This window comes from Actinocorallia sp. A-T 12471, from assembly GCF_033875155.1.
In the GTDB taxonomy this organism is placed as follows: domain Bacteria; phylum Actinomycetota; class Actinomycetes; order Streptosporangiales; family Streptosporangiaceae; genus Actinocorallia.
The window spans coordinates 662,912-686,295 of sequence record NZ_JAWZTE010000002.1 but is presented as its reverse complement, the minus strand read 5'-3'; the positions used below and the strand labels follow the sequence as shown (position 1 = coordinate 686,295).

The 23,384-nt window shown below is 71.2% G+C and carries 22 protein-coding genes; 9 read left to right on the top strand and 13 right to left on the bottom strand.

Annotated elements, in window-relative coordinates; genetic code table 11:
• The first annotated feature begins 70 nt into the window (after positions 1-70).
• The gene (locus R9X44_RS08205) at positions 71-844 is read left to right on the top strand and encodes a hypothetical protein (RefSeq protein ID WP_319813393.1); all 774 of its coding nucleotides are present in this window, start codon (positions 71-73) and stop codon (positions 842-844) included.
• 384 nt (positions 845-1,228) lie between these two features.
• On the opposite strand, the gene R9X44_RS08200 is transcribed toward R9X44_RS08205, so the two are convergent.
• A complete protein-coding gene (locus R9X44_RS08200; protein WP_319813392.1) occupies positions 1,229-1,891 on the bottom strand; it encodes a TrkA family potassium uptake protein in 663 nt (220 codons plus the stop codon).
• A 1-nt stretch (position 1,892) separates the two neighbouring features.
• Positions 1,893-2,561, bottom strand: a complete 669-nt coding sequence (locus R9X44_RS08195; RefSeq protein WP_319813391.1) for a TrkA family potassium uptake protein — start codon at positions 2,559-2,561, stop codon at positions 1,893-1,895.
• A 186-nt stretch (positions 2,562-2,747) separates the two neighbouring features.
• Between R9X44_RS08195 and R9X44_RS08190 the strand changes: the two genes are divergently transcribed.
• The 3 genes from R9X44_RS08190 to R9X44_RS08180 are packed head-to-tail and all read left to right on the top strand — an operon-like array spanning position 2,748 to position 7,501.
• On the top strand, positions 2,748-4,745 hold the full coding sequence (locus tag R9X44_RS08190) for an APC family permease (protein WP_319813390.1): 1,998 nt from the start codon (positions 2,748-2,750) through the stop codon (positions 4,743-4,745).
• A 19-nt stretch (positions 4,746-4,764) separates the two neighbouring features.
• Entirely contained in the window at positions 4,765-6,186 is a 1,422-nt protein-coding gene (locus R9X44_RS08185) for a class I SAM-dependent RNA methyltransferase (protein ID WP_319813389.1), read from the top strand.
• Between the two features lie 28 nt (positions 6,187-6,214).
• The gene (locus R9X44_RS08180; protein WP_319813388.1) at positions 6,215-7,501 is read left to right on the top strand and encodes a GH1 family beta-glucosidase; all 1,287 of its coding nucleotides are present in this window, start codon (positions 6,215-6,217) and stop codon (positions 7,499-7,501) included.
• On the opposite strand, the gene R9X44_RS08175 is transcribed toward R9X44_RS08180, so the two are convergent.
• The 3 genes from R9X44_RS08175 to R9X44_RS08165 form a co-directional block, all read right to left on the bottom strand.
• On the bottom strand, positions 7,488-7,943 hold the full coding sequence (locus R9X44_RS08175; protein ID WP_319813387.1) for a lamin tail domain-containing protein: 456 nt from the start codon (positions 7,941-7,943) through the stop codon (positions 7,488-7,490). The two genes, R9X44_RS08180 and R9X44_RS08175, sit on opposite strands and share 14 nt — an antisense overlap.
• Positions 7,944-8,128: 185 nt before the next feature.
• Entirely contained in the window at positions 8,129-8,362 is a 234-nt protein-coding gene (locus R9X44_RS08170; protein WP_413774917.1) for a zf-TFIIB domain-containing protein, read from the bottom strand.
• A gap of 104 nt (positions 8,363-8,466) precedes the next feature.
• Positions 8,467-9,306 (bottom strand): aminoglycoside phosphotransferase family protein, encoded by an 840-nt coding sequence (locus R9X44_RS08165; protein WP_319813385.1) that lies wholly within the window; start codon positions 9,304-9,306, stop codon positions 8,467-8,469.
• Positions 9,307-9,514: 208 nt separating this feature from the next.
• On the opposite strand from R9X44_RS08165, the gene R9X44_RS08160 reads away from it, so the two are divergent.
• The 3 genes from R9X44_RS08160 (at position 9,515) to R9X44_RS08150 (ending at position 11,876) form a co-directional block, all read left to right on the top strand.
• On the top strand, positions 9,515-10,156 hold the full coding sequence (locus R9X44_RS08160) for a phosphatidylserine decarboxylase (RefSeq protein ID WP_319813384.1): 642 nt from the start codon (positions 9,515-9,517) through the stop codon (positions 10,154-10,156).
• A complete protein-coding gene (locus R9X44_RS08155) occupies positions 10,143-10,985 on the top strand; it encodes a CDP-alcohol phosphatidyltransferase family protein (protein WP_319813383.1) in 843 nt (280 codons plus the stop codon). The genes R9X44_RS08160 and R9X44_RS08155 overlap by 14 nt, the downstream gene beginning before the upstream one ends.
• 123 nt (positions 10,986-11,108) lie before the next feature.
• Positions 11,109-11,876 (top strand): class III extradiol ring-cleavage dioxygenase, encoded by a 768-nt coding sequence (locus R9X44_RS08150; RefSeq protein ID WP_319813382.1) that lies wholly within the window; start codon positions 11,109-11,111, stop codon positions 11,874-11,876.
• A gap of 38 nt (positions 11,877-11,914) precedes the next feature.
• Here the strand turns inward: R9X44_RS08150 and R9X44_RS08145 are convergent, their stop codons facing one another.
• The 6 genes from R9X44_RS08145 to R9X44_RS08120 form a co-directional block, all read right to left on the bottom strand.
• A complete protein-coding gene (locus R9X44_RS08145; RefSeq protein WP_319813381.1) occupies positions 11,915-12,937 on the bottom strand; it encodes a LacI family DNA-binding transcriptional regulator in 1,023 nt (340 codons plus the stop codon).
• A gap of 10 nt (positions 12,938-12,947) precedes the next feature.
• Entirely contained in the window at positions 12,948-14,552 is a 1,605-nt protein-coding gene (locus R9X44_RS08140; protein ID WP_319813380.1) for a glycoside hydrolase family 13 protein, read from the bottom strand.
• 88 nt (positions 14,553-14,640) lie between these two features.
• Entirely contained in the window at positions 14,641-15,456 is an 816-nt protein-coding gene (locus R9X44_RS08135; protein WP_319813379.1) for a carbohydrate ABC transporter permease, read from the bottom strand.
• On the bottom strand, positions 15,453-16,481 hold the full coding sequence (locus tag R9X44_RS08130) for a sugar ABC transporter permease (protein WP_319813378.1): 1,029 nt from the start codon (positions 16,479-16,481) through the stop codon (positions 15,453-15,455). Before R9X44_RS08130 ends, R9X44_RS08135 begins: the two co-directional genes overlap by 4 nt.
• A gap of 68 nt (positions 16,482-16,549) precedes the next feature.
• Positions 16,550-17,839: an ABC transporter substrate-binding protein gene (locus R9X44_RS08125; protein WP_319813377.1), complete on the bottom strand. Its 1,290-nt coding sequence runs from the start codon at positions 17,837-17,839 to the stop codon at positions 16,550-16,552.
• 228 nt (positions 17,840-18,067) lie between these two features.
• On the bottom strand, positions 18,068-19,120 hold the full coding sequence (locus tag R9X44_RS08120) for an ROK family transcriptional regulator (protein ID WP_319813376.1): 1,053 nt from the start codon (positions 19,118-19,120) through the stop codon (positions 18,068-18,070).
• Positions 19,121-19,263: 143 nt separating this feature from the next.
• Between R9X44_RS08120 and edd the strand changes: the two genes are divergently transcribed.
• A complete protein-coding gene (gene edd / locus R9X44_RS08115; protein ID WP_319813375.1) occupies positions 19,264-21,060 on the top strand; it encodes a phosphogluconate dehydratase in 1,797 nt (598 codons plus the stop codon).
• A gap of 283 nt (positions 21,061-21,343) precedes the next feature.
• The gene (eda, locus tag R9X44_RS08110) at positions 21,344-21,967 is read left to right on the top strand and encodes a bifunctional 4-hydroxy-2-oxoglutarate aldolase/2-dehydro-3-deoxy-phosphogluconate aldolase (RefSeq protein ID WP_319813374.1); all 624 of its coding nucleotides are present in this window, start codon (positions 21,344-21,346) and stop codon (positions 21,965-21,967) included.
• Positions 21,968-22,221: 254 nt separating this feature from the next.
• Here eda and R9X44_RS08105 read toward each other — a convergent pair whose 3' ends face one another.
• Both R9X44_RS08105 and R9X44_RS08100 read right to left on the bottom strand, forming a co-directional pair.
• Positions 22,222-22,749 (bottom strand): DUF1707 domain-containing protein, encoded by a 528-nt coding sequence (locus tag R9X44_RS08105; protein ID WP_319813373.1) that lies wholly within the window; start codon positions 22,747-22,749, stop codon positions 22,222-22,224.
• Positions 22,746-23,336, bottom strand: a complete 591-nt coding sequence (locus tag R9X44_RS08100; protein ID WP_319813372.1) for a PadR family transcriptional regulator — start codon at positions 23,334-23,336, stop codon at positions 22,746-22,748. Before R9X44_RS08100 ends, R9X44_RS08105 begins: the two co-directional genes overlap by 4 nt.
• Positions 23,337-23,384: the final 48 nt, after the last annotated feature.

The following is a 23,384-nucleotide window of genomic DNA, read 5'->3' as shown; positions in this document are numbered from 1 at the left end:
CGGGGTGATGTAATGCGCTTCCCCGTGCATATGGCACAAAGTCTGCACGTTACGGGACTACCCTTGCCCCGTGACCGAACTCCCCGATGTGACTCCCGACTCGTTGCCCACCCGGCGCCGTGCCGGTCGTCGCGGCGGACGACACCGCGGCGGCTCCTTCACCCTGCCCTCCGACTCGCCCGCCGTGGTGCTGACGGGCGCGTCAACCGAGGTGATGTCAGAGCTGGCCGGCTTCATCGAGTCGGCCCACCCAGGCATCCCGGTGCACGCGGGCGCCGACGAGAACCTCGGCGAACTGGTCGGCGACCCGGCGGCGGTGGTGGTGCCGCTCCTGCTCGGCCCCGACCGCGCCTTCGAGAACGCGCTGCGCGAAGGACTGTCCTCGGTGCCCGTCCTCGTCTCCGAGACGCTCGGCCCGCACCCGCTGCTCGCCGAGGCGCTGCACCTGCGCCTCGCCGAAGCCGGGCTCGCCCGCGCCGACCGCATCCGCATGATGAGCATGGTGACCGCCGCCGACGGCGTCGTCCTCGGCTGCCGTGCCGCCGACGAGAGCGCCGAGATCACCTCGGTGCTGCTCGCCTCCCGGCTCGCCGTCCCCGTCGTCGCGGCCCCCCTGGGCGACCCCGCCGCCCTCGCCGCCGCCGCGAACGCGCTGCGCGCCAACGGCGCACAGCGCCTGGCGTTCTCCCCCTTCGTCCTCGACGCCGATCCCGAAGAACTCGCCAAGGCCGCCGCCGACGCCACAGCCGAACCCGCCCCCGTCCTAGGCGGCCACTCCTCAGTAGCCCAAGTAGCGGTCCTCCGCTACGTAGAGGCCCTAGAGGCCATCTACCTGGCGGAATAGCAGGCCGCTGTCAGGCCCCGGCCCAGCCGGGGCCCGCATTCCCCAAGCGGAACTCCCCAGAGTTTCCAGCCCAGCCGAGGCCACGGCCTCTGAGCGAACACCCCGCAGAGTTTCCAGCCCAGCCGAGGCCACGGCCTCTGAGCGAACACCCCGCAGAGTTTCCAGCTAAGCCGGGGCCACGGCCTCCGAGCGAACACCCCGCGAGGGTTCCAGCCGCACCGGGGCCACGGCCTCTGAGTGGAAGACCCCAGAGTGATTGGGCGCGCCGCCGTCTGGACCGGAGCCTTGCGAGCCGCAAGGCGAGCAAGGCGGAGGGAAGACGGCGGCTTAGAGCGCCCAATCACCGGCCGAGCGGAGCGAGGCCCAAAAAACACAGCACGGCAATTAAACACGGGGGTTAAGCAGGTCTCCCAACTCGTCTTCTACGTCCTGGCTGGCGACGAACATGAGTTCGTCGCCGGCTTCGAGGGTGTCGTCCTTGGAGGGGACGAGGACGCGGCCTTCGCGGAGGATGGCGACGAGGGCGGTGTCGCGGGGCCACTGGACCTCGCCGACGCGCCGGCCGTTGAGGGGGGCGTCGTCGGGGAGGGTGAGTTCCACGAGGTTGGCGTCGCCCTGGCGGAACGTCATCAGGCGGACGAGGTCGCCGACGCTGACGGCCTCCTCGACCAGCGCGCTGAGCAGACGCGGCGTGGACACGGCGACGTCGACGCCCCATGAGTCGTTGAACAGCCACTCGTTCTTCGGGTGGTTGATGCGCGCGACGACGCGCGGCACCCCGTACTCGGTCTTGGCGAGCAGCGACACCACGAGGTTCACCTTGTCGTCGCCGCTCGAGGCCACGACGACCTGGCAGCGTTCGAGCGCGGCGTCGTCGAGCGAGGAGATCTCGCACGCGTCGGCCAGCAGCCACTCGGCGCGCGGCACCATCTCGACCTTGATGGCCTTGGGGTCCTTGTCGATGAGCAGGACCTCGTGCCCGTTCTCCAGCAGTTCCTGCGCGATCGACCTGCCCACCGCGCCGGCACCGGCGATAGCCACCCGCATGTCAGTCTTCCTCCCGCACCCGTGTGGCCAGCGCCTCGGTGATCTTGTCGATGTCGCCGGCCCGCGCCATCACGTGCACGACGTCGCCGTCCTGCACGACGGTGTCGCCGCTCGGCACCACGGCCTCGCCGAGCCGGTTCAGGAACGCGACGCGGCAGCCGGGCGCGGCGCGTTCCAGGTCGTCCACGCGCGCGCCGATCCAGGCGGCGTCGGTCTGCACCTCGGCGAGCTTGACGTCGCCGGTCGGGTCGCGCCACAGCGGCAGCGCGCCGTCCGGCAGCAGCCGCCGCAGCATCTGCTCGGCGGTCCACCGGACCGTGGCGACGGTCGGGATGCCGAGCCGCTGGTACACCTCGGCGCGGCGGGAGTCGTAGATGCGGGCGACGACGTTCTCGACGCCGAAGGTCTCGCGCGCGACCCTGGCGGAGATGATGTTGGAGTTGTCGCCGCTGCTGACCGCCACGAACGCCGACGCCTTCTCGATCTGCGCCTCGACGAGCACATCGCGGTCGAAGCCCATGCCGATCACCCGGCGGCCCTTGAAGCCGCCGCGCAACCGGCGGAAAGCCTCGGGGTTCTGGTCGATGATCGCGACCGAGTGGCCCTTGTCCTCCAGGATATGGGCCAGGGTCGAACCGACCCGGCCGCATCCCATGATGACGATATGCACGACCCGTCCCGTTCCTTGGTCTAGGCGTTCCGTTGGTCCTTGGGCGCTGGAAGCGCAGGCTGTACGGGACAGTATCCCCCTGATCGCGCAAAGCGCCGGTCTGCCCGGCGCGCGGAATCCGGTCGCGCCCGAACCCCAGGGGAGCCGCACGAGGCGGCGCGGGCGGGGCGGTTAGAGTGGCCAGCTGTGTCCAAGGCATCTGACGTCATGAAGCGCGTCGTGCTAGGTCGCGCCCTGCGCAGCACGCAGGCGCACTACCAGCTGCTTCCCAAGCGGATCGCCCTTCCGGTCTTCGCCAGTGACGCCCTTTCGTCGGTCGCCTACGCCCCGCAGGAGATCCTCATCACCTTGGGGATCGCGGGCCTCGCCGGTTACGCGTTCACCCCGTGGATCGGCCTCGCCGTCGTGCTCCTGCTGCTGGTGGTGGTGGCGTCGTACCGGCAGAACGTGCGGGCCTACACCAGCGGCGGCGGCGACTTCGACGTCGCCACGACCAACCTTGGCGGGAACTGGGGTCTCGTCGTGGCCAGCGCCCTGCTCGTTGACTACGTCCTCACCGTCGCGGTGTCGATCTCCTCGGCCGTGGACAACCTCGGGGCCTTCACCCCGCTCATCGGCGAGCACAGGGTGGCCGTCGCGGTCGCCCTCGTGGCGCTGCTGACCGTGCTGAACCTGCGCGGCCTGAAGGAGTCGGGGTTCGCCTTCGCCGTCCCGACCTACCTGTTCATGTTCGGCGTCTTCAGCATGATGCTGTGGGGCTTCGTACGGATGGCCGCGGGCGCGGACCTCGAGGCCGAGACCGCGAACCTCGAGGTGCGCGGGACGGGCGAGGACCTCGCGGGCCTGGCGATGGTGTTCCTGCTGCTGCGCGCGTTCGCCTCGGGCTGCGCCGCGCTCACCGGCGTCGAGGCGATCAGCAACGGGGTCCCGGCGTTCCGCAAGCCCAAGGGCAAGAACGCCGCGACCACCCTGCTCATGCTCGGCGTCCTGGCCGTCGCGATGTTCTCCGGTGTGACGTGGCTCGCCTACGTGACCGACGCCAAGTACGCCGACCCGCTGCACGGCAGCCACCTCATCGACCCGGCGACCGGCCAGGACGTCTCCGGCGCGCAGCACACCGTGATCACCCAGGTCGCCGAGACGGTGTTCAGCAACTTCCCGCCGATGTACGTCTTCGTGACGGTCATGACCGCGTTGATCCTCGTCCTGGCCGCCAACACCGCCTACAACGGCTTCCCCGTGCTGGCGTCGGTGCTCGCGCAGAACCGGTACCTGCCGCGCCAGCTGCACACGCGCGGCGACAGGCTCGCGTTCAGCAACGGCATCATCATGCTCGCCGGGGCCGCGATCATCCTCGTGTACGCGTTCGAGGCCGACGTCACCAAGCTCATCCAGCTGTACATCGTCGGCGTCTTCGTGTCGTTCACCGTCAGCCAGACCGGGATGGTCAGGCACTGGAACCGGCTCCTGCGCACCGAGACCGACCGGACGGTCCGGCGGCAGATGAAGACGTCGCGGCTCATCAACTCCGTCGGCCTCGTCATCACCGGCGCGGTCCTGGTGATCGTGCTCGTCACCAAGTTCACGCACGGCGCGTGGCTGGTGTGCATCGCGATGCCGCTGCTGTTCCTGCTGATGCGCGGCATCCGGGCGCACTACGACCGCGTCGCGCGCGAGCTCGAACCCGACGGGGCCGAGTACGCCCTTCCCTCGCGCACGCACGCCATCGTGCTCGTGTCCAAGATCCACAAGCCGACCCTGCGGGCGCTCGCCTACGCCCGCGCGTCACGGCCCTCGACCCTTGAGGCCGTCAGCGTCGCGGTGGACGCCGCCGAGTCCGAGCGGCTGCGCGACGAGTGGGACGCGCTCGACCTGCCCGTCCCGTTGAAGGTCCTCGACTCGCCTTACCGCGAGATCACCCGGCCCATCCTCGAGTACGTGAAGAACGTCCGCCGCAAGTCGCCGCGCGACGTCGTCGCCGTCTACATCCCCGAATACGTCGTGGGCCACTGGTGGGAGCACATCCTGCACAACCAGAGCGCCCTGCGGCTCAAGGGCAGGCTGCTGTTCCAGCCCGGCGTGATGGTCACCAGCGTGCCGTGGCAGCTGGTGTCCTCCGACCGCCTCAAGACCCGTCCCGACCGGCCCGCGCCGGGCTCCGTGCGTCGGGGGGACCCGGACTAGCGCACTAGAATCGCGGAACGTGACTGCTACGGATCTCCTCGAACTCGAAGTCGGCGCTGTTGGGCATGGCGGCTTCTGCGTCGCCCGGCATGAGGGGAAGGTCGTCTTCGTCCGGCACGCGCTGCCCGGTGAGCTGGTGCGGGCCAGGGTGACCGAGGAGACCAAGACCTTCGTGCGGGCCGACGCCGTCGAGATCCTGAAGCCCTCGCCCGACCGGGTGCAGGCGCCGTGTGAGTTCGCCGGCCCAGGGCGCTGCGGCGGCTGCGACTGGCAGCACGTCGCGCTGCCCGCACAGCGCGCGCTCAAGGCCGACGTGATCGCCGAGCAGCTGCACCGGCTCGCCGGGATCGACAGGCCGGTCCACGTCGAAGAGGTCGAGGTGCCGCCGCTGTACACCGAGGACGGCGAGCCCCTGGCCGCCGCGCCCGGGCTCGGCTGGCGCACCCGCGTGCAGTTCGCGGTCGACCACGACGGCGGCGTCGGCCTGCGCAAGCACCGCTCGCACGACCTCGAGTACATCGACCGCTGCCTGATCGCCCACCCCGGGGTGGAGATGATCGGGATCGAACGGCACATGTGGCCCGGCGCGTCCGGCGTCGAGGGCGTGGTGTCGGCGGGGACCGGCGACCGTCTTGTGGTGATCTCCGAGCCCAAGGGCAGGCGCGGGCGTCCCGCCCGGGTGCCGCAGCTCGACGTGCCGGTCAGGGTCGTCAAGCCCGAGCGGCCGCAGCGCCACCAGGACCGGCAGCAGGAACGGCAGCAGGGCCAGCGCCGCGCGGTCGTGCCGTTCGTGCGCGAGGAGGCCGCCGGACGCCTGTGGCAGGTCACCGGGAGCGGCTTCTGGCAGGTCCACCCGGCCGCCGCGGACACCCTCGTCAAGGCGGTCCTGGAAGCCCTTGAGCCCAAGCCCGGCGAGATCGCCCTCGACCTGTACTGCGGCGTCGGCCTGTTCGCCGGGGTCCTGGGCGAGCGCGTCGGCCGTGACGGGCTCGTCGTCGCGGTCGAGACCGGCAACCAGGCGGTGCGCGACGCCAAGTTCAACCTGAAGGACCTGCCGCAGGTCAGCGTCGAGCAGGGCAAGGTCGAGGACGTCCTCGCGACGCTCGAGTTCGGCGCGCAGGCCCCCGCCGCGAAGGCCAGGGCCGGCAGGGCGCAGCCCAAGCGCGGCGCGGCCCAGGGCCACCGGGGCGGCTCGCGGGTGCGCGGCGCGGACATCACCGTGCTCGACCCGCCGCGTGCGGGCGCGGGCGAGAAGGTCGTCGACGAGATCGCCCGCCGCACCAACCGCAAGATCGCCTACGTCAGCTGCGACCCGGCGACCCTGGCCCGCGACCTCAAGTACTTCTCGGCGCGGGGATGGGTGCTGGAGACGCTGCGCGCCTTCGACCTGTTCCCGCAGACCAGCCACGTCGAGTGCGTGGCGTCGCTCGTCCGGGGCTGACCCGCCCCAACCCCCCAGGAGTGCGGAGATGAGACGGTTTCCCGACGGTTTCGTCTGGGGCGCGGCGACCGCCGCCTACCAGATCGAGGGTGCGGTCGCCGAGGACGGCCGCGCCCCGTCGATCTGGGACGGCTTCGGCCCGATCCGCAACGGCGACACCGGCGACGTCGCCTGCGACCACTACCACCGGTACGCCGAGGACGTCGGGCACCTCGCCGACCTCGGGGTGGGGTCCTACCGGTTCTCCGTCTCCTGGCCGAGGGTGCTGCCCGACGGCAAGCCCGAGCGGCGCGGTATCGACTTCTACTCGCGCCTGGTCGACCTTCTGCTGGAGCGCGGCATCGCCCCGGCCGTCACGCTCTACCACTGGGACCTGCCTCGCGCGCTCCAGGAGCGCGGAGGGTGGCTGAACAGGGACACCGCATACAGGTTCGCCGAGTACAGCGCCGTCGTGGCCGACGCGCTGGGCGACAGAGTGGACACGTGGATCACCCTGAACGAGCCGTGGTGCGCCGCCTTCCTCGGCTACGGCTCGGGCGAGCACGCCCCCGGCGTCCGTGACGCGGCTTTCGCCGCCGCCCACCACCTGAACCTCGCGCACGGCCTCACCGCGCCGCTGCTGCCGGGCAGCAAGGGCATCACCCTCAACCCGCACGTGGTCTGGGGCCCCGACGAGGCCGCCGTCCGCCGCGCCGACGGCATCGCCAACGGGGTCTTCGAAGGCCCACTGCTGGGCCGCGGCTACCCCGCGAGCGTGATCGCCGACACCGCCCACCTGACGGACTGGTCGTTCGTCCGCGACGGCGACGAGGCGCTGATCGCGGCACCGCTCGACTTCCTGGGCGTCAACTACTACTCGGTGACCGTCGTCGAGCCGGGCGGCAAGGGCAAGCCGTCATGGCCGGGCTGCGAGGACCTGCGGTTCTCCTCCGCGCCCGGCGAGCGCACCGACATGGGCTGGAGCATCGTCCCGCACGGCCTCACCGAACTGCTGCTGCGCCTGTCGCGCGAGAACCCGGCGCTGCCGCTTGTGGTCACCGAGAACGGCGCGGCCTACCCCGACCCCGTGAACGACGACCGGCGGATCGCCTACCTGCGATCCCACCTGGCCGCCGTCCTCGACGCGCTCGACGCGGGCGCGGACGTCCGCGGCTACTACGTCTGGTCCCTGCTCGACAACTTCGAGTGGGCCTTCGGCTACGACAAGCGCTTCGGGATCATCCACGTCGACTACGAGACGCAGCGGCGCACCTGGAAGAACAGCGCGCACTGGTACCGCGACGTCGTCGCGGCGAACGCGCTCAGCACTTCTTGAAGCCCTTCTTGCTGTTCCACGTGCAGCCGTCGACCCGGGTGTTCGACGGGTTGAACAGGTAGGCCGCGCCCTTCTTGTTCGGCCAGGTGTGCTTGCGCAGGCCCTGGTAGACGAACTTCTTCGTCTTCTTGCCCTCGCCCATGCGCATGGTGAGGGACTTGCCGGGCTGGACCCACACGTTGCGCGCGGGGAAGTAGAAGATGTACTTGGAGTCGCCGAGCCGCGCGGTCTGGCCGATGGTCCATCCGGCGAGGTTGACCTTCTTGCGGCTCTTGTTGGTGACGACGACGTACTCGCCGTTCACGTTCTTCTTGGTGTCCTTGCCCTTGGCGTCGTACTGAACGTAGGTGATCTGCACGTTCGGGGCCGCCTGGGCGGGCGCGGCCAGCAGCGCCGACAGCGGGAGGGCGACGGCCAGGGCACCGATCAGTGGCGTGCGCATCGGCGGTTCGTCTCCGATCTTGTCAGGGGGTTCAGCAGACTAGCGGCAACATGGGGGAAATGTCGTCCACCGGGTGAGAAGTTCCGCCTGCACGCCGCCTGCACGCCGCCTGGCACGCCGAAGGGGCGGCGCGCCGTTGCGCCGCCCCTTCTGGGAGCTCGCGTGATCCAGTGCCGACCGGGTGCTCAGGTGGAGAAGAGCATCCCGAAGAGGCTGGGTCCGTGGTGGTGCCTGTGGTGGCCGTGGTGGCCCCAGCCAGGCTGCGCTACGGGCGGGGGCAGGGGGGCTGCGGGGGCCGGGGCCTGGCGCCACTGGCTCTCGATGCGCGCGAGGGTCTCCAGCTCGCCGTAGTCGAGGAAGATCCCCCGGCACATGTCGCACTGTTCGATGTGGACCCCGTTACGGTCGAAGGTCCGCATCGTGCCCCGACACTTCGGGCACTGAAGCATGTTCCGCCACCTTTCCATCGCGGCTTTGGCCGCCGCGGGCGTCTTCACGCCCGTAGTGACGGCACACTACGCCATCAACTAGTGCGTGATCTGCTGATCCGGTCACAAGCGTCGATAAGGGTCGTCTCGTACTCGTCGAGCGCCCGTCCCTCATCCACAGCCTTTGAGACGCAGCGGGCGGCCGTTTGGATCGCCAGAGCTTGCGCGGGAATGTCCAATCTCGTCCACGGGTCGGTTCCGAGGTCCACGCCGCCCGCGCCGAGATAGCCGTGCAGGAACCGCGACCACACCTCCCCGGGCAGCACCCCGGACGCGAACAGGGCGGCCGGACGCGCCAGATCCCAGACGGGGTCGCCGCGCCCGAGGTCGTCGAGGTCGATCAGCCGCCAGCCGCCGCCGTGCAGCACGAGCTGGCCCAGGTGGAAGTCCCCGTGGACGACGTGGACGCGTCCGGGCTCCTCAAGGGACTCCGGCAGGGTCGCGTAGGCCCGCAGGATCACCCGTGAGGCGGGCAGGTCGGGCAGCGGCCTGGCCATGATCTCCCGCACCCGGAGCGGCGCGCCTTGCGGCGGCAGCCCATCGGGGACGGGAAGCGCGTGCAGGGCGGCGAGCAGCCTTCCGGCCTCGGCCCAGGGCGCGCCGATCGGGTCGGCCGGGTCCACCGGCTCCCCGGCGGGCCACACCGACACCGCGCGCCCCTCGACGGGTTCCGGCAGCCCGATCGGCGGGAGGAGAAGTGCCGGGTTGGCGGTGGCGACGGCGGCGCGCGCGGGAAGATCAGTCGTCTCCCGACGGTGCGCTTTCGCGACCACGTCGCCTACCCTGACGACAAGGACATCGTCGTGCGCGTAGAGCACCGCCGCGTCCCCTGTGCCGCCCGCCTCGCGGGCCAGTGCGGTGAGGTGTTCGATCACCGGGTGAGTCAATCACCTCGTCCCACGTGGCGGGAGAACTCAGGAGAATGCGGGTGATCGCGGATATTTCGCGCTACGTTGAACAGATCACGCCGTCCACCCGTCGGCCGGCTGTCCGCCCATCGGCTGTCCGTCGGTTGGTGTGACGAGCCTCGCATTGAGTAAGCTCGCTCGAACGCTGCACCCTGCCCTAGGAGATGAAAAGACAGTGCCCGGTCCCCACGAGCCGGAGGCGGAGAACCTCACCCTCGCGCGCGGCGCCGGACCCTGGCTGGTTCCCGGACTGGTGGGTGCGGCAGGCGCCGTCCTGCTGACCCGGCGGTCACGGTACCGCGGCCTGGTCGCCGCCGCCGCAACGGCGACGGCAGCCGGTCTGACCTGGTTCTTCCGCGACCCGCCGCGCAGCGGACAGGGACTGATCCTGTCGGGCGCCGACGGCGTCGTGCAGAGCATCACCCCGTGGCCCGACGGACGCACCCGCGTCGCGATCTTCATGAGCCCGCTCGACGTGCACGTCAACCGGGCCCCGATCGCGGGCAAGATCCTGTCGGTCGACCACATCGCGGGCGGGCACGTCCCGGCGTTCAACAAGGACAGCGACCGCAACGAGCGCGTCGTGTGGCGGTTCGACACCGAGGTCGGCGAGATCGAGTGCGTGCAGATCGCCGGCACCGTCGCCCGGCGCATCGTGCCCTACCTGGAGGAGGGCGTCTCGGTCCAGCAGGGCGAGCGCCTCGGGCTGATCCGCTTCGGATCGCGCTTCGACACCTACCTCCCGGCCGGGCTCGTCCCCGCGGTGACCGTCGGCCAGAAGACCCGAGCCGGTGAGACGCACCTTGTCTGCGGCTGAGACCGGGGCAGCCGGGACCGAGCGCCTGTCGCCCGCCGACTTCCTCACGCTCGGCAACGCCCTGTGCGGCATCGCCGCCCTGCGCAGCATCATGGTCCAGGGCGGCTTCGACGGCACCGAGAGCCGGCTGTTCGCCGGCGCGGTGCTGCTCATGCTGATCGGCGCGGTCTGCGACCTGTTCGACGGCCGCATGGCCAGGCGCTGGCGCAGCACCCCCTACGGTCCGCACCTCGACAACCTCGCCGACGTGATCACCTTCGGCCTGGTCCCCGCCGCGATGACGCTCGCGTGGGTCGGCTTCGACGACGACTGGGCGATGCCCGCGCTCGTCGCGGCCGCCGGGTTCTTCCTGGCGATCGTCGTCAGGCTCGCCAGGTACGTCACGGCCGCGCCGGAGCCGGGGATCTTCCGCGGCATGCCCGCGCCGCTGTGCGCGTTCACCGTGGTCTCGATCATCGTGCTCGAGCCGCCGGTGCCGATGGCGCTCGCCGCGATCGGCTGCGTCGCGCTCCTCGCCGTCAGCCGCCTGCCGTTCCCCAAGCCCGCGAGCCGCACGCTCGCCGGGATCATGGTCGTGTGGGCCGCCTGCGGCGCGCTGTCGATCGTGGCCTGGGCGGCGGGCCTGCCCGGCGGCGAGACCGGCATGCGCGTCACCGCGGCGACCGAGCTGTTCGCCGCGTGCCTGATCCCGGTGATCATGCTCAACCTCCGCCGCACCATGCGCGCCCAGTACGCCCCCCACGTCACCCGCCGCCGCACCCTCCCGCGCCCCCGCCGCGTCTCCGTCCGCCGTCCGGGCGCGGAGCGCAGGGTCCGGCTCAAGCGATAGCAGACGACCGACAGCGAACCCCGGCCCACCGCCGGGGTTTGTTGTGTTCCGGGGGTGGGGAATAGCCGGGCGGGTGGGGTAGTTTGGGGTTGATAGTTGAGCGTTCAACTTTGAGGAGGGGTCATGGGCGGGCGGATGCCGACGCTGTACCTGAGTCACGGGGCGCCGCCGCTGGCGGACGATCCGGTGTGGCCGGGACAGCTGGCGGAATGGGCGAAGGGGCTGCCGAAGCCCAAGGCGGTGCTGATGGTGTCGGCGCACTGGGAGGACGCGCCGCTGGCGATCGGGGCGACGCGCACGATTCCGCTCGTGTACGACTTCTGGGGGTTCGAGGAGCGGTACTACCAGGCCCGGTACGAGGCCCCGGGCGCGCCCGAACTCGCGGAGCGGGTGCGCGCCCTGGTGAAGGGGGCGCAGGACGTCCCCGACCGCGGCCTCGACCACGGGGCTTATGTGCCCCTCGTGGAGATGTATCCCGACGCCGACGTGCCCGTCCTGCAGATCTCGCTGCCGACCCTCGACCCGGCGCGCCTCTACGAGACCGGCAAGCAGCTCGCGCCCTTGCGCGACGAGGGGGTCCTGATCGTCGGGAGCGGGTTCTTCACGCACAACCTGCGCGGCCTCAACCCCGGCCTCGGCGTCGACCAGGCCCCCGGCTGGTCGAAGGAGTTCGACGCGTGGGGCGCGGAGGCGCTCGCCGCCCACGACGTCGACGGCCTCCTCGACTTCCTGCGCAAGTCACCCGCGGGCCGGATGGCCCACCCGAGGACCGAGCACTTCGCCCCGCTGTTCGTCACCCTCGGCGCGGGCGAGGCCGACCTGGCCACCCAGCGCTCGACCATCGACGGCTTCTGGATGGGCCTGTCCAAGCGCTCCATCCAGATCGGCTGAGGACGCCGCTGAGCCGCCCGCCCCCGGCCCCGCGCCCGCTATGGCAGGGCCGGGCGCGGGGCGGGCGCGGTGGAGCGCCGTACGACGAGCTCGGGCCGGTACAGCAGTTCGGTGCGCGGCACCCGGTTCCCGCCGATCTCCTCGAGGAGCTGCCCGGCCGCCGCGATCGCCATCTCCCGGACGGGCTGGCGGATCGTGGTGAGCGCCGGGTCGAGGTAGGGGATCAGGGGCGAGTCGTCGAACCCGACGACTGACACGTCCTCCGGCACCCGCAGCCCGCGCTGGCGCGCCGCCCGGATCGCGCCGATCGCCATGATGTCACTGCCGCAGCAGATCGCGGTGCAGCCCCGGTCGAGCAGCTGCGCGGCGGCGGCCTGCCCGCCCTCCAGCGTGAACAGCGACGTGGCGATCAGGCTCTCCGGATCGGTCTCGCCGAGCAGGCCGCGCATCGCCCGCGCGAACCCCTCGGACTTGCGGATCGACGGGACGAACCGCGCCTGCCCGACCGCGAGCCCGATCCTGGTGTGGCCGAGTGAGACGAGATGCTCGACGGCCATCTCGATCGACGCGACGTCGTCGTTGGAGACGAAGGGCACGTCGACGTCGTCGCGGTAGCCGTTGACCAGGACCAGCGGCAGGCCCTGGTCGGTGAGCCGCTTGTAGCGGCCGAGGTCGGAGGTGGAGTCGGCGTGCATGCCGCTGACCACGATGATCCCCGCGACGTCGCGTTCCAGGAGCAGCTCGGTGTAGTCGTCCTCGCGGACGCCGCCGGGGGTCTGGGTGCACAGCACCGCGGTGTACCCGGACATGACCAGCGCCGACTCCAGCGTCTGGGCGAAGACCGGGAAGACGGGGTTGGTGAGCTCGGGCAGGATCAGCCCGATCAGGCCCGCCCGCTGCTGGCGCAGCCGGGGCGGCCTGTCGTAGCCGAGGACGTCGAGCGCCCCCAGGACCGCCTGCCGGGTTCCTGGGGAGACCCCGGGTCTGCCGTTGAGCACGCGGCTCACGGTCGCCTCGCTGACCCCTGCCTGGGCCGCGATGTCGGCCAGCCGTGTCGCCATGATCCTGAATTTACCGTTCGCCGAGGTCGGGGCGGGTCGTCGTCCACCAAACCGCCGCGTCCGACGGCAGCGTCAGGCGCCCGCCGTCGACGGCCAGCGGAACGCTGGAGACGACGACGTCGCCGTCCACCGGAATCGTAACGGCCTCGGGCCCCAGGTTGACCGCGCAGCCGAAGCCCGGATCGCGCCGCAGCCGCAGGACGCCTTCGGGGGCGTCCTCCCAGATGAGGTCGCCGTCGCCGAGCGCGGGGGAGGAGCGCCGGAACGCCAGTGCCGCCCGGTACAGGGCGAGGGTCGATTCCGGGTCGCCCTCCTGCGCGGCGACCGACAGGCCCGACCACGAGGCGGGGATGGGCAGCCAGGTGTCCTCGGCGGTCCCGAACCCGAAGGGCGGGGCGTCGCCGGACCACGGCAGCGGCACGCGGCAGCCGTCGCGGCCCGCCTCCGCGCCCCTGCCGAGCTGCGGGTCGAGCAGGAACTCGGCGGGCAGGTCGAGGACCTCGGGAAGGCCGAGCTCCTCGCCCTGGTAGACGTAGGCCGAGCCGGGCAGCGCCAGCATCAGCAGCGCGGCCGCCCGCGCGCGGGCCAGGCCCGCCTCGCCGTCGCCGAACCGGGTGACGTGCCTGCGCACGTCGTGGTTCGACAGCACCCACGTGGTCGGCGCGCCGACCGCCCCCGAGGTGGCGAGCGAGACGTCGATGACCTCGCGCAGCGCCGCGGCGTTCCAGCCGGTGCCCAGGTAGTGGAAGTTGAACGCCTGGTGCGCCTCGTCCGGCCTGACATACCGGGCGAGCCGCTCGGGCGTCGACGCCCACGCCTCGGCCACCGCGATCCGCTCGCCCGGGTAGGAGTCGAGCAGCGCGCGCCATGTCCGGTGGATCTCGTGGACGCCGTCCTGGTCGAAGTAGGGCAGCGGGTCGGTGCCGAGCATCCGGGACTGGTCGCCGTGGCCGACGTCGGGCAGCCCGTCCTTCTTGACCATGCCGTGCGCGACGTCGATGCGGAACCCGTCGACGCCGAGGTCGAGCCAGAACCGCAGGACGTCCGCGAACTCGGCGTGGACCTCGGGGTTGTCCCAGTTCAGGTCGGGCTGCTCGGGCGCGAACAGGTGGAGGTACCACTGGCCGTCGGGGACCCTTGTCCACGCCCTGCCGCCGAACACCGACTCCCAGTCGTTCGGCGGCTGGGAGCCGTCGGGGCCGCGGCCGTCGCGGAAGTGGTAGCGGGCGCGTTCGGGGGAGCCGGGGCCCGCCGCGAGCGCCGCGGTGAACCAGGCGTGCCGGTCGGAGGTGTGGTTCGGCACGATGTCCACGATGACCCGCAGGTCGAGCGCGTGCGCGTCCTCGATGAGCGCGCGGGCGTCGGCGAGCTCGCCGAACAGCGGGTCGACGCGGCGGTAGTCGGCGACGTCGTAGCCGAAGTCGGCCATCGGCGAGCGGTAGAACGGCGTCAGCCACACCGCGTCGACGCCGAGCGCGGCGAGGTAGGGCAGCCGCGCCCGGACGCCGGGCAGGTCGCCGACGCCGTCGCCGTTGCCGTCGGCGAAGCTGCGCACGTAGATCTGGTAGATCACCGCGTCGCGCCACCAGCGCGTGGCGACCGTGGAGCCCTGCATGGCGTTCCCCCTTGGGTGTTTCCTGTGAGATGTCGGTGTGCGGCCGCGGCGTCACCGCCGCGGCCGGGTGCTTGGACGTGCGTTCGGGTTACTTGACGCCGCCGGCGGTGAGGCCCGCGACGATCCTGCGCTGGAAGATCAGCACGAGCACGACGAGCGGCACGGTCACCACGACGGCCGCGGCCATCTGGGTACCGAAGGGCTGGTCGAAGCCGCGCATGCCGGTGAACTTGGCGATGGCCACCGTCGCGGTCTGCATGGACTTCTCGTTGACCATGCTGAAGGCGATGATGAACTCGTTCCACGCCATGAAGAAGACGAGGATCGCGGTGGTGAACACGCCGGGCGCGGCGAGCGGGATGATGATCTTGCGGAACGCCTGGCCGCGGGTGCAGCCGTCGGTCATCGCCGCCTGCTCGAGCTCGAACGGGAGCTGCCGGAAGAACACCGTCAGGTTCCACACCGCCAGCGGCAGCGCGAACCCGAGGCTCGGCACGATCATCGCCTGGTAGGTGTTGATCCAGCCGATGTCGATGAACAGCTTGAGCAGCGGCACCACCTGGGAGATCCCGGGGAACATCGACGTCGCGACCACGAGGCCGAGCACCGCGTTCTTGAACCGGAAGTCGAGGCGGGCGAGCGTGTAGGCGGTGAAGACCGCGATGAGCAGGGTGAGGATCGTGGTGAGCCCGGCGACAAGGAGGCTGTTGAACAGCGCCCTGACGAACATGTTGTCGGGGTCGAAGACCGCGCGCAGGTTCTCGGTCGACCAGGGCGCGGGCCACGGGGTGGAGTCGAACTGGTCCTGCGGCCTGCGGAACGCCGACACGACCATCCAGTAGAACGGCGCGAGGCAGAAGACCGCGACGAACGCGAGCCCGGCGTAGTTGGCGACGCGCTTCATGACGCGGCCCCCTTCTGTGCCTTCTGCGGCGACTTCTTCTGGGTCGCCTTGCGGACCCTGGCCTCACCGATGACGTCGGCGCCGGCGATCTTGATGAACGCGTAGGCGAGCGCCGCGATGTACAGGAACAGCAGCGTCGCGTAGGCGGTCGCCACCCCGTACCTGAGGTTGTTGGCCTCCGACCAGGCGAGCATCGACAGCGTCTCCACCGACTCCTTGTTGGCGCCGATGAGGACGAAGGGAAGGTCGAACATGCGCAGCGTGTCGAGCATCCGGAACAGGACGGCGACGGCCAGCGCGGGCTTGATGAGCGGCAGCGTGATCCTGCGGAACTGCTGCCAGGGACCGGCCCCGTCGACCCGGGCCGCCTCGTAGACGTCCTGCGGGATCATCTGGAGCCCGGCCAGCGCGAGCAGGCCGATGAACGGCGACGTCTTCCACACCTCGGCGATGATCACCGCGAACTTGGACTGCCAGCCGTCGGCGGTCCACAGGATCTCCTGGTGCAGGATGGCGTTCGCGACGCCGTCGGGCTGGAAGATCCAGCGCCACAGCAGACCGGACATGGCCGTCGGCACCGCCCACGGCACGAGGACGCTCGCGCGCACGAGACCGCGGCCGCGCAGCGCCTGGTGCATGATCAGCGCCAGGCAGACGCCGATCACCGTCTCCAGGACGACGGCGGTCGCGGTGAAGAACGTGGTGTTGAAGAACGCGTTCCAGAACGCGTCGCCGCGCTCGCCGGTGAACAGCGCGGTGTAGTTGTCGAGGCCGACGAACTGCTCGCCCTCCACGACGAAGCCGTCGTCGTCGAGCCCTTCCGCGGGGCTGTACATCGACTGGCGGATGCCGGCCAGCACGGGGTAGCCGACGACGAGCGCCAGCACCAGGAAGGTCGGGGAGAGCAGCAGCAGCGCGAACCGCCGGGACGAGCGCGCGCCCTGTCGGGAGGCGGCTTTGCCGTCCCCCTTGGGGGTGCGGCCCGTCGGGGTGGGGGCGTTCGCGGGTGAGGTGGGGATCGCCATGTGTGAGCTCCAGAACTCCTCGCCACAGCGCCGGGGAGGGGCCGCGCGGCCCCTCCCCGGCGGGGGACTTACTGGGTGAGGGACTCCAGCTTGGCCTGGAGGTCGTTCAGCGCCTGGTCGGTGGGCTTGTCACCGTTCAGCGCCGCGTAGGCGGCCTCCTGGATGGCGGTGGTCACGTCGCCGTACTTGACGACCTTCGGCCTGCCCTTGGCGTTCTCGATCGCGGTCTTCAGCGAGGGCATGTACGGGAACTTCGCGACGATCTCCGCGTCGTTGTAGAGCGCGGCGACCGACGGGGCCTTGCCGATGACGAGCGCGTTCGCCTTCTGCACGTCCGGGGACGCCATGTACTTGATGAAGTCGAGCGCGGTCGCCTGGTTCTTGGCGAACGAGGAGATCGCGTAGTTGTGGCCGCCGAGGGTCGACACGCCGGGGCCGCTGGAGCCGGGCAGCGGGGCGACGTCGAACTTGCCGGCGACCTTCGACTCCTCCTTGTCGCTGGCCGAGGCGTACTGGTACGGCCACTGGCGGTGGAACAGCAGCTTGCCGCCGTTGAAGTCGGCGCGGCCGAGCTCCTCGGTGTAGGTGATGGCCTTCTTGGCGATGTGGCCGTCCTTGAAGGCGTTGACCAGGACGTCGAGTCCGGCCTTGGCCTCGGGGGTGTTGACGGTCGGCTTGCCCTGCTCGTCCACGACGGAGCCGCCCGCGGCGTTGATCGCCTCGGACGCGTTCACCGTCAGGCCCTCGTACTTGTCGAACTGGCCCGCGTAGCAGTCGATGTTCTTGGCCGAGGACACCTTGTCCTTGACGGTGTCGCACGCGGCGAACAGCTCGGTCCACGTGGTGGGGGCCTTGTCGATGCCCGCCTCGGTGAGGAGGTCCTTGCGGTAGTAGAGCAGGCCCGCGTCGGAGTCGATCGGGACGGCGTAGAGCTTGTCGAGGTACCTGCCGGTGTCGACGGTCGGGGCGAGCAGGTCGGCGATCGGCAGGTCGGCCTCGGGCAGCTCCACCACCCAGCGGTTGGCGGCGAACTCGGCGGTCCAGACGACGTCGAGGTTCAGCACCGTGTAGGCGTCGGACTTGACCTGGGCGTTCTGGATCATCTGCTGGCGCTGCTCGTCGGCCTTGTCCGACAGCTCGATGATGCGGACCGGCTCATTGGGGTGGTCGGCGTTCCAGGCGTCGATCTGCTTCTGCAGGTTGCCTGAGGTGTCCTTGCCGGTGACGAAGGTGATCTCGCCCCGGCCTTCCAGGGCCGCGGACGCCTTCGTGTCCTTGGTGTCGTCACTTCCGCCGCCGCAGGCAGCGAGCACGAGGGCGAGGCCGGCGATGGCACCGACCATGGGGATGCGCCGCATGTGCTTCCTCCTTGGGGATTTCTTGCGATGGGGGATTTCTCAGGATGAGGGGGTAGGTGAGGGGGAACTGGCCCCGGACGTTAGTCCAGTTGTTGCAAGCATGTAAAGAGTCTTGCTGAAAGATTTCTGCAAATGGTTGAAAGACTTGCGAGCGGTCGGTCCGCAACCCGGTCGTGGGAACGCCGAAAAGACCCCTCGGCGGGAGGGGCCGGACTGCGGGAAGGAAGGTTAGAGCGCCGCGTCCACTGCTGCGGGCGCGAGCACGTGGTCGAGGATCATCGTGGCGCAGCCGAGCAGGCCCGCGTCGTCGCCGAGCACGCTCGGCTCGATCCGCAGCCGCCGCGTGGCCATGGCCGCCGCGCGCTGGTAGACGGTCTCGCGCACGCCCGCGATGAGGTTCTTGCCGGAAAGGTCGCCGCCCAGCACGACCACGGCGGGGTTGAGGATGTTGACGGCGGCGGCGACCACCTCGCCGATCCTGCGGCCCGCCTCGCGCAGCACCGCCACGGCCTCAAGGTCGCCCGCGCGCGCCAGCGCCGCGAGCTCGGGCAGGTCACCGGCGCGTCCGCCGAGCTGGGCGAGCAGCGCCGCGCCGCCCGCGACGGTCTCGACGCAGCCGACCGTGCCGCATCCGCACAGCAGCCCGTCGGGGACGGGGATATGGCCGATCTCCCCGGCGCCGCCGTAAGCGCCGCGCTGGAGCCGTCCGCCGGAGATCACGCCCGCGCCGATGCCCGTCGACGCCTTCACGAACAGCAGGTCGGACACGTCGTTGCGGACCCGGTGTTCGCCGAGCGCCATCACGTTCACGTCGTTGTCTATGTGCACGGGCACCGGGAACACGTCCCGGACCGCCTTCACGACGCGCTCGTCCTCGTGCGCCGGGCCGGGCAGCGCGATGCCGACGCCGCGCACCTGCCCGGGGTCCATCCGCTTCCACAGGTCGATCGCCGACTCGATGCCCGCGCCGATCCGGACGGGCTCCTGGCGCAGGATCGACCCGGACAGGTCGCAGACCGCCAGATGCCCGTGGGTGTGGCCGAGAGAGGCCACGAGAACCGTGCCGCCCGCCCCGTTGAACTCCAGCCGCGCGGCGGGACGGCCGCCGCTTGACACACCGGGCAGCTCCACGACGAGGCCCGCGTCGATCAGCTCGGCGACCCGCTGCCCGATGACGGGCCGGGACAGACCGGTCAGCCGGGCCAGGTCGGCCCTGGTCTGCACCCCGTCCTCCCGGATGAGCCGGAGGACGTCCCCGCTCGTCGCCGCTGCTCTCGACATGTCCTTCAGTCTTTCACGATCTCTCGGCCGCCTTGTTTCCGATGATCGGTGACTTTTGTCATCTTGCCTACAGAAGTTTTCATGATTTCCTTGCTAAGGTAGCGTCCAGGTTCGCCGATCTCCTCGCTTCCCGGAGTTGTCCTATGACGGCCGTCCACCCCGTCCTCGACCGCGTCACCGCGCGCGTCGCCGAGCGCAGCGCCGCGTCCCGCGCCGCCTACCTCGCGCGCGTCGCGTCGGCACAGGCCCAGGGTCCGGTGCGCGGCGCGCTCGCCTGCGGCAACCTCGCGCACGGCTTCGCCGCGTGCTCGCCGGAGGAGAAGGAAGCGCTGCGCGGCAACACCCGGCGCAACGTCGCGATCGTGACCTCCTACAACGACATGCTCTCGGCGCACCAGCCGTTCCGTACCTATCCCGAGCACCTGAAGAAGGCGATCCTGCTGGCCGGGGGCGTCGCGCAGGTCGCGGGCGGCGTGCCGGCCATGTGCGACGGCGTCACCCAGGGCCGCGCGGGCATGGAGCTGTCGCTGTTCAGCCGCGACGTCGTCGCGATGTCGGCGGCCGTCGCGCTCGCGCACGACATGTTCGACGCCGCGCTGATGCTCGGCGTCTGCGACAAGATCGTCCCCGGGCTCGTCATCGGGGCGCTGTCCTTCGGCCACCTGCCGACCCTGCTCGTCCCGGCCGGGCCCATGGGCTCGGGCCTGCCGAACAACGAGAAGGGCCGCATCCGCAAGCTGTACGCCGTCGGCGAGGTCGGCCGCGACGAACTGCTCGACGCCGAAGCCGCCTCCTACCACTCGCCCGGCACCTGCACCTTCTACGGCACCGCCAACAGCAACCAGATGCTGATGGAGGTCATGGGCCTGCACCTGCCCGGCGCGAGCTTCGTCGCCCCGAACACGCCGCTGCGCGCCGCGCTCACCGCGGAGGCCGGACGCCGCGCGGTCTCCGGCGAGGTCGACCCCGTCGGGCACGTCCTTGACGCCAAGGCGTGGATCAACGGCGTCGTCGCGCTGCTCGCCACCGGCGGCTCCACCAACCACACGCTGCACCTGCCCGCGATGGCCGCCGCCGCCGGGTACGAGCTGACCTGGGACGACTTCGCGGAACTGTCCACGATCACCCCGCTGCTCACCAGGATCTACCCCAACGGCAGCGCCGACGTGAACCACTTCCACGCCGCGGGCGGCACCGGGTTCCTCATCCGCGAACTGCTGTCCGCCGGGCTGCTGCACGAGGACGTCAAGACCGTCGCGGGCGACGGGCTGTCGCGTTACACCCAGATCCCGTCGCTCGGTGAGGACGGCGTCCTCACCTGGACCGACGCCCCCGAGCTGTCCGGCGACGAGTCGGTGCTCCGCCCGGCGTCGCGGCCGTTCTCCGCCGACGGGGGACTGCGCATGGTCGAGGGCAACCTCGGGCGCGGCGTCGTCAAGGTCTCGGCCGTCAAGCCCGAGCACCGCCACATCGAGGCGCCCGCCCGCGTCTTCACCACCCAGGAGCAGGTGCTCGACGCGTTCAAGGCCGGCGAGCTGAACCGCGACGTCGTCATCGTGCTGCGCTACCAGGGGCCGAAGGCGACCGGGATGCCCGAGCTGCACAAGCTCACCCCGGCGATGTCGGTCCTGCAGGACAAGGGGTTCCAGGTCGCGTTCGTCACCGACGGACGGATGTCGGGCGCGTCCGGGGCGGTGCCCGCCGCGATCCACCTGACCCCCGAGGCCGCCGCGGGCGGGCCGCTCGCCCGGGTCCGCGACGGCGACCGGATCAGCTTCGACGCCGACAGCGGCAAGCTCGAGGTCGCCCTCGACCTCGCCCAGCGTGAACCCGAAGGCGCCGCGCCCACCGCCGAGGAGTGGTCGGGCACCGGCCGCGACCTCTTCGGCGCGTTCCGCGCGGCGGTGGGACCCGCCGAGAGGGGAGCCTCGGTCTTCTAGAGACTTCCTCGCGGGCCCCGCCGAAGGCGGAGGGGCCGACGGCAGGGCCCGCGAGGAGAAGCACTTCCTCACGGGACCGGGAACGGCGGAGGGGCCGAACCCGGACCCGTGAGGACTCCCGCTTCGCGTGCGCGTCCGGCCCGGCCGTCTCCGGCCGGACAGGCCCCGCGAAGAACGTCCCCGGGGGCGGCACGGGCGGAGGGGCCTACCGCCGCCCCCGGGGAGCCTTAAGCCGCGTTGCCTTACCGCTTCACCAGCCGCCTCACCTAGGAGAGAGACCCTGATGCGCGCCGAAGACCTCATGAACCTCGCCCCGGTGATCCCGGTGGTGGTGCTGGAGGACGCCGACAGCGCCGTCCCGATGGCGCGGGCGCTGGTCGCGGGCGGCCTGCCCGTCATCGAGGTCACCCTGCGCACCGAGGCGGGCCTCGAGTCGATCCGCAGGATCGCCGCCGAGGTCGAGGGCGCGGTCGTCGGCGCGGGCACCGTCACCGGCCCGCAGAGCGTCAAGGACTCCGTGGCCGCGGGCGCGCAGTTCCTCGTCAGCCCCGGCTGCACCGACATCCTGCGCACCGCGATGGCCTACAGCGGCGTCCCGTTCCTGCCGGGCGTGGCGACGGCGTCGGAGGCGATGAAGCTGCGCGAGCAGGGCATCACCGCGATGAAGTTCTTCCCCGCGACCGCCTCCGGCGGCGCGCCCTTCCTCAAGGCCGTCAGCGGCCCCCTCCCCGACATCACCTTCTGCCCCACCGGCGGCGTCACCCCCGCCAACGCCCCCGACTTCCTCGGCCTCCCCAACGTGGCCTGCGTGGGCGGCACCTGGCTCACCCCGGCCGACGCCCTCACCCAGGGCGACTGGACCCGCATCGAAAAACTCGCGGCCGAAGCCGCCGCGTTGCGTCCCTGACCCCCGAAGCAGCACGCCCCAGCCGCCGCTGTGCTTTCTGGGCCTCGCTCTGCTCGGCCGGTGATCGGGCTGTGTTTAATTGCCGCGGCTCCGCCGCGGCGGTGATCGGGCGCTCTAAGCCGCCGTCTTCCCTCCGGACTTGCTCGCCTGGCGGCTCACAAGTCCTCCGGTCCAGACGACGGCGCGCCCGATCACTCTGTGGTGTTCCGCTCAGAGGCCGTGGCCCCGGCTGGCGTGGAATCCACGGCGGCCGCTCAGCGCCGGGAACCCTTCACGAGTTTGACGATGAGGGCGATCAGGCCCACCAGGAGCAGGACGCGGAGTCCTACGAAGGCCGCGCCCGCGCCGCCCAGGGCGAACATGAGGGGGAAGCCGATGAGCATGATCGCCCAGATGGCGAAGGGGAGGCCGTGGGGGCCCTTCCGGCGCTCGCGGTAGTGCGGGGCGTAAGGGGGAGCTATGGGCTGCGGCGGCCAGGGGTGGGGGCCGGGGAGGTCGTCAAGGAGGTCGGTGAGGTCCGCGCCGGTCTTGGCGGCCAGCGCGCGGGTGAGGCGGTCGTCGAGCTCCTCGGGGTCGAGGCGGCCCTGGGCGTAGTGCTCCTGGAGGGCGTCGGCGACGGCGCTCCGCTCGGCGTCGCCGACGCGGAGCTTGGCGGTGTCGGGGGGCTGGGGCGCGCCCCAGCCCTGGAGCGCGGTGCGGCGGGCCAGGTGCGCGGCCTGGCGTGCCTCGTGCGCGAGCTTGCGCGCCTGCTTGCGCTGCTCGTCGCGGCCTCCGTGGGTCATGCGTCCTCCTCGTGGATGTCGGTCGCGAGGATGCCGTACAGGCGGCGGCGGGTGTCGCCGAGTACCCGGCGCGCCTCGGCGACCTGCGCGGGCGAACCGGCCTGGACGACCTGGATGAGCGCCTTGCCGAGCTGCGCCATCTCACCGAACACCGCGGTGGCCTCGCCGCCGGGCCAGCCCGTGGTGTCGGCCTTGGGCCTGTCGTTCCACGGGGCCTCGGGCGGATGCTGGGCGACGTGTTCGCGGCCCGCGTCGGTCAGCTCGTAGGTCTTGCGGCCGTCGGCCTCGTCGCCGCGGATCAGGCCCTCGTCGGACAGCTGCTGGAGCGCGGGGTAGACCGCGCCGGGGGAGGGCTTCCACGAGCCTTCGGTGCGCTCCACGACGTCCTGGATGATCTGGTAGCCGTTGCGCGGGCCCTCGGTCAGCAGGACGAGGATCGCGGCGCGCACGTCGCCCCGCTTGGCCTTGGGCGGCGGCGGCCCGAACGGGAACCCGGGCTGCGCCCACGGCGGGTTCTGCTGTCCGCCTCCCCATCCGAAGAGGAAGTCGGGTCCCGAGCCCGGCCACCCGTGGCGGCGTCCCTTCATGGCGAGTCCCCTCAAGATCGGTCGAACAGTGTTCTCGATAGTCTTGAC

Excerpts from the sequence above, each read along its gene's own strand:
- R9X44_RS08200 (WP_319813392.1), bottom strand. The coding sequence starts at position 1,891 with ATGCGGGTGGCTATCGCCGGTGCCGGCGCGGTGGGCAGGTCGATCGCG.
- R9X44_RS08125 (WP_319813377.1), bottom strand. The coding sequence starts at position 17,839 with ATGCGGCGCATCCCCATGGTCGGTGCCATCGCCGGCCTCGCCCTCGTG.
- R9X44_RS08140 (WP_319813380.1), bottom strand. The coding sequence starts at position 14,552 with ATGCAGGGCTCCACGGTCGCCACGCGCTGGTGGCGCGACGCGGTGATC.
- edd (WP_319813375.1), top strand. The coding sequence starts at position 19,264 with ATGACGGCCGTCCACCCCGTCCTCGACCGCGTCACCGCGCGCGTCGCC.
- R9X44_RS08105 (WP_319813373.1), bottom strand. The coding sequence starts at position 22,749 with ATGACCCACGGAGGCCGCGACGAGCAGCGCAAGCAGGCGCGCAAGCTC.
- eda (WP_319813374.1), top strand. The coding sequence starts at position 21,344 with ATGCGCGCCGAAGACCTCATGAACCTCGCCCCGGTGATCCCGGTGGTG.
- R9X44_RS08130 (WP_319813378.1), bottom strand. The coding sequence starts at position 16,481 with ATGGCGATCCCCACCTCACCCGCGAACGCCCCCACCCCGACGGGCCGC.
- R9X44_RS08100 (WP_319813372.1), bottom strand. The coding sequence starts at position 23,336 with ATGAAGGGACGCCGCCACGGGTGGCCGGGCTCGGGACCCGACTTCCTC.
- R9X44_RS08145 (WP_319813381.1), bottom strand. The coding sequence starts at position 12,937 with ATGGCGACACGGCTGGCCGACATCGCGGCCCAGGCAGGGGTCAGCGAG.
- R9X44_RS08170 (WP_413774917.1), bottom strand. The coding sequence starts at position 8,362 with ATGCGGACCTTCGACCGTAACGGGGTCCACATCGAACAGTGCGACATG.
- R9X44_RS08135 (WP_319813379.1), bottom strand. The coding sequence starts at position 15,456 with ATGAAGCGCGTCGCCAACTACGCCGGGCTCGCGTTCGTCGCGGTCTTC.
- R9X44_RS08180 (WP_319813388.1), top strand. The coding sequence starts at position 6,215 with ATGAGACGGTTTCCCGACGGTTTCGTCTGGGGCGCGGCGACCGCCGCC.
- R9X44_RS08175 (WP_319813387.1), bottom strand. The coding sequence starts at position 7,943 with ATGCGCACGCCACTGATCGGTGCCCTGGCCGTCGCCCTCCCGCTGTCG.
- R9X44_RS08120 (WP_319813376.1), bottom strand. The coding sequence starts at position 19,120 with ATGTCGAGAGCAGCGGCGACGAGCGGGGACGTCCTCCGGCTCATCCGG.
- R9X44_RS08150 (WP_319813382.1), top strand. The coding sequence starts at position 11,109 with ATGGGCGGGCGGATGCCGACGCTGTACCTGAGTCACGGGGCGCCGCCG.